At 30.6% G+C, this 3,365-nt stretch carries 8 protein-coding genes; 1 reads left to right on the top strand and 7 read right to left on the bottom strand.

The features are described from left to right. Positions 1 to 245, bottom strand: a 245-nt coding sequence (locus tag DR024_RS00040; protein ID WP_172458901.1) for a PLDc N-terminal domain-containing protein, incomplete at its 3' end; no start/stop codon positions are given. A gap of 162 nt (positions 246 to 407) precedes the next feature. On the opposite strand from DR024_RS00040, the gene DR024_RS00035 reads away from it, so the two are divergent. After that, positions 408 to 785 carry a hypothetical protein gene (locus DR024_RS00035; protein ID WP_111917942.1) on the top strand — a complete coding sequence of 126 codons (378 nt, stop codon included), beginning with the start codon at positions 408 to 410 and terminating at the stop codon, positions 783 to 785. Here DR024_RS00035 and DR024_RS00030 read toward each other — a convergent pair. The 6 genes from DR024_RS00030 to DR024_RS00005 form a co-directional block, all read right to left on the bottom strand. Next, on the bottom strand, positions 721 to 1,401 hold the full coding sequence (locus tag DR024_RS00030; protein ID WP_242983057.1) for a hypothetical protein: 681 nt from the start codon (positions 1,399 to 1,401) through the stop codon (positions 721 to 723). The genes DR024_RS00035 and DR024_RS00030 overlap by 65 nt on opposite strands. After that, complete coding sequence (locus DR024_RS00025) at positions 1,394 to 1,723, bottom strand: hypothetical protein (protein WP_055254723.1); 330 nt, start codon at positions 1,721 to 1,723, stop codon at positions 1,394 to 1,396. The genes DR024_RS00030 and DR024_RS00025 overlap by 8 nt, the downstream gene beginning before the upstream one ends. A gap of 124 nt (positions 1,724 to 1,847) precedes the next feature. Beyond that, entirely contained in the window at positions 1,848 to 2,144 is a 297-nt protein-coding gene (locus tag DR024_RS00020; protein ID WP_111917940.1) for a VRR-NUC domain-containing protein, read from the bottom strand. 98 nt (positions 2,145 to 2,242) lie between these two features. Continuing rightward, the gene (locus tag DR024_RS00015; RefSeq protein WP_055254719.1) at positions 2,243 to 2,497 is read right to left on the bottom strand and encodes a hypothetical protein; all 255 of its coding nucleotides are present in this window, start codon (positions 2,495 to 2,497) and stop codon (positions 2,243 to 2,245) included. 1 nt (position 2,498) lies between these two features. After that, complete coding sequence (locus DR024_RS00010) at positions 2,499 to 2,957, bottom strand: siphovirus Gp157 family protein (RefSeq protein WP_111917938.1); 459 nt, start codon at positions 2,955 to 2,957, stop codon at positions 2,499 to 2,501. A 50-nt stretch (positions 2,958 to 3,007) separates the two neighbouring features. Next, positions 3,008 to 3,334, bottom strand: a complete 327-nt coding sequence (locus DR024_RS00005) for a hypothetical protein (protein ID WP_111917936.1) — start codon at positions 3,332 to 3,334, stop codon at positions 3,008 to 3,010. Positions 3,335 to 3,365: the final 31 nt, after the last annotated feature.

The raw sequence follows: 3,365 nt of genomic DNA, 5'->3' as shown, positions 1-3,365 counted from the left end.
AACTGAATAGATAGTTCCCTTCTTTTATTTTCATCAAGAACTGTTTTTTCTTTAAACAATCTTTCTCTACTAAGATTTTGACCAAGAAGCAGATATATAATAAATCCTATTCCAGGAAGTAATATCATTATTAACAACCATGCCCATGTTGTTGTTGGATCTTTTCTTTCTATAAAAATAAGAGAAAAAGAAAAGACTATATTCATCACTAGAATAAGAACACCTATAGCAATTGCTATTTTCATAATAATTCTATCCTCCTAATTATACTAATTATTAAAATTATATCTTTTTTGAATATAGTAATCAAATTTAAATATATAACTTATGTAAACTTTCCATTAATATTATTGACATATTTTGTAAATTAAAAGTATACTAAAATTACATTATATAGGAGGTTTATTATGATTATTTTATTATACATTCTTTTAGTTTTAGTCATTTTATTAATTATAGGTTTAATATGCGAGGAACTCTTATCCTTTATTGAAAATAAAAATTTGAAAGCTCCTGGAGATATTATAAAGCTAAACACCGGTAATACTCATATATTTTCTAAAGGAAATGGAAATAATACCGTAGTATTTACATCAGGCTCTGGAGTAACCAGCCCTTATTGTGATTACTATAAACTTCAAGAAAATGTATCTAAGTTCTCAAAAACAGCAGTATTTGAACGGTATGGCTATGGTTTTAGTGACAATGTAGAATATGATGCTAATATAGATGACATTGTTGAAAATTTAAGACAATCTCTAAAAGCAGCAAGTCATCTTCCATAATCTCAATTACTTCATCTGGTAATTCATCTTCTGGAACTTCCCAATATTTATCTTCTAGATATTTAATTACTTCCAAAGGATGAGTTGCTACTGTGTGAGAAGCTCCATCTACCCCATGCTTTACTCCATCGTGTAACAATAATGAGACTCTTATAATGTCTTTTTCATTATCAGTGAAGTTTTGTACTGTTTCATTTTTGAATAACTCTTCAGCTATTCTTACAGCTGCTATTGTATGTCTGACTAATCCACCTTCACCTAGGGCATAAGCTGGGTGATATTTACCAGTACTTGAAGCTGCTACTTCATAGAAGTAATCAGGTAATTGCTTTAAGCCCCATTCAGCAAATACTCTTAGTGGTTTATATTTAATAAAGTTTAACTCTCTCTTAAAATCATACTTTGGTGCTACATACTCCTGATCCACATCTTCAGATATATCTAAATCATCTTGGAATAATTCTTTTAACTTATGAATAGCTTGAAGTGGTAAATCCCAAGATTTATTACCTGGATTATATTTTCTTCCTGATATTGTTTTTATCTTTGACACTGTATCTGCATCATAATCGAATGAAGCATTTAGAGTATCATTGATTTTAATAACTTTAATCACCCATATACCCCCTTACATTTATAAAGTGAACTTTAATATCTTTTGTAAGATCCTTCATGTTAATTTGTTTTATCTTTCCTTTATTAACTCCGTCTACAGTTTCAACTACACTATCTTTAACAAGCCCTTCTCTTTCAAAGTCAACAAAGTTAGCCTTTCCATTTGCTCCTACATATTCAGATACTCCATAATCCTCTAGTAATTCTATTAATTCCATTTTTGCTGAGTCTAAATCTTCTTTATTTCTCTTTCCTTTCTCTTTTAGGTCAAGTATTATGTCAATAAGGTCATCAGCTTTTTCTTGCCATTTTTCTTTTGTCATTTGTGTTTCCTCCTTGTTTTTTGTATTTTTAAAGCATTTTCAATAAGATGTGAGTCAACGTCTTTTGCTCTAAGTCTTTTTTTATAATAATCATTTATTACTTTACTCATAAATTCTGATTTAGTTAGCTTTTGCATATCTCTAATAGCTCCGTCTTTAACTTTTCAAAGTCATTAGGATAAACTATCCTTGAGTAACCTCCACACTGGTCTATAAGCCTAATATTGCGTTTTTGAAGTTCACTAGCACGTCCATTTTCTGCTTTAACTTCTAAAGCTACAAAGTGACCATTAACAACTCCTATTATGTCTGGAATACCTGATTTACTATATGGGCCACTCCATACTTTGAAGTACCATGTATTAGGTAGCTTATCTAAAAACTTCTTTATCTGATTTTCAAAGGTCTTCTCAGCTGCCATTACTCTTCATCCTCAACTGGTACATATCCATCTTCTAATAAGCTAGTGAACTCAACTGTCATATCATTATTTATTTCAAATGTGTATCCTGTTTCCATTTATTTTTCCTCCTTTAAAAACTTAATCTCATAGCTTCCATCGACAACATCATTGATTCCAATGTTAAATTCAACACATTCATCATCAATTTCACTATAATAAGTAGCAGTTATTTCTAATGGGCTGGAGTATGTTATTATTGCATTGGCTTTAATATATGGATAACATTTCTTGTTAACTTTTATCGCTTCCCCTACCTTAAACACTTCTTTATCGAATTGAGGTTTATTAACTATCCCTTTAATATCAGACATATTACTTATCCCCCTTCAATTTAATCCTTATAGAGCTCTTAACATTAGAAGTCTTACTATACTTACTAAATACATCTGGAAGCTCTTTTTTAAGCTTTGAACTATCAATACTTGTCCTAGTTGTTGAAGCTGTATAAGTTACTGTCATAACCTCGTTATCCCATTTCTTTACTCCATGAGTTTCCATAGCATTAAGAAGATCTTCTTTTAACCTCTCTTGTTGTTCTTTAATTGATTTAGCTTGTATCTCTAAATCCTGAAGCTTTTGTAATGCTGGCATGACTTCAATAGGTAGGCCTGGCACTTCTGCTTTGAATTCAATCCCCACCAAAGCTTTGTCGTAACATTCTTTACATTTAGCTATGCTGCAAGCATCATCAATAAATGTATCAACTAATCCGAAATGATTAGGACATAGTTCTTGTTCCTCTGTAAATTTGTCAAATTCCTTTCTAGTCATTTCCTTGCTGTACTCTTCTACTGTTTTTTAAATTCATAATCTTTTCCTCCTTAGTTATCCTCAAAATACTTCATCATTCCTGGTGACAATTTCTCATCTATAATTTCCTTATAATAGATATCTTCATAATTGAATTTACTAATATCCTTACTTTTCTTTAAGAAGCCTTGACTATCTAAATCTGAAATAACCATTTCGACTAACTTAGGTATTACTCCACTCTCTTCTATTTGTTCTACAAATATTCCATCTTCAATGTAAGTAATCATTCTGCTATCAGGTGTGTTCTTCTCATCTTCAGATAATTCAAAAAGTGCCTCAACCACTTCTGAGCCTAGATTTTCTTCTATGATGGTAACTACATCCCCATAACTCATTACAGTTTCTGTTTCATTTTTTTAACTTTTT

Source organism: Clostridium paraputrificum, assembly GCF_900447045.1.
In the GTDB taxonomy this organism is placed as follows: Bacteria; Bacillota; Clostridia; order Clostridiales; family Clostridiaceae; genus Clostridium; species Clostridium paraputrificum.
This window is presented reverse-complemented; position numbering and strand designations above follow the sequence as displayed.

Excerpts from the sequence above, each read along its gene's own strand:
- DR024_RS00035 (WP_111917942.1), top strand. The coding sequence starts at position 408 with ATGATTATTTTATTATACATTCTTTTAGTTTTAGTCATTTTATTAATT.
- DR024_RS00025 (WP_055254723.1), bottom strand. The coding sequence starts at position 1,723 with ATGACAAAAGAAAAATGGCAAGAAAAAGCTGATGACCTTATTGACATA.
- DR024_RS00020 (WP_111917940.1), bottom strand. The coding sequence starts at position 2,144 with ATGGCAGCTGAGAAGACCTTTGAAAATCAGATAAAGAAGTTTTTAGAT.
- DR024_RS00015 (WP_055254719.1), bottom strand. The coding sequence starts at position 2,497 with ATGTCTGATATTAAAGGGATAGTTAATAAACCTCAATTCGATAAAGAA.
- DR024_RS00010 (WP_111917938.1), bottom strand. The coding sequence starts at position 2,957 with ATGACTAGAAAGGAATTTGACAAATTTACAGAGGAACAAGAACTATGT.
- DR024_RS00005 (WP_111917936.1), bottom strand. The coding sequence starts at position 3,334 with ATGAGTTATGGGGATGTAGTTACCATCATAGAAGAAAATCTAGGCTCA.